The organism is Belnapia sp. AC561 (assembly GCF_979252845.1).
Window position 1 is genome coordinate 1 of record NZ_CEEDBP010000219.1, and the last position, 274, is coordinate 274.

The following is a 274-nucleotide window of genomic DNA, read 5'->3' on the forward strand; positions in this document are numbered from 1 at the left end:
GCTGATGCCTTCGAAATCCAGGGCGCCGCCACGGGTCAGGCTGGCGAGCCAATTGCGCACGCGCGTGCCCCAGGGCAGCGGGCTTTGCGGTGCAGGCGGGGCGTCGAACAGTTCCACCTCGGCCTTAAGCACGGCGCCTTTGTTAATGAGGCGGTAAACGCGATCGTCGTCGCGGTCGGACACCGTCCATAGCGCATCGCCGCACCATGCCCGGCCAGACAAGTTGCCAGTCGGCATGCCGTCTACCGCCTGTTCGCTGAGCAGTTTCAGCTCT

1 protein-coding gene is annotated in these 274 nt (G+C 65.3%); it reads right to left on the reverse strand.

All coding sequences use genetic code 11. The features are described 5' to 3' along the window. Window positions 1-274: hypothetical protein (locus AC0IW9_RS30830; protein ID WP_471652110.1), on the reverse strand; the 274-nt coding region annotated here is incomplete at both ends.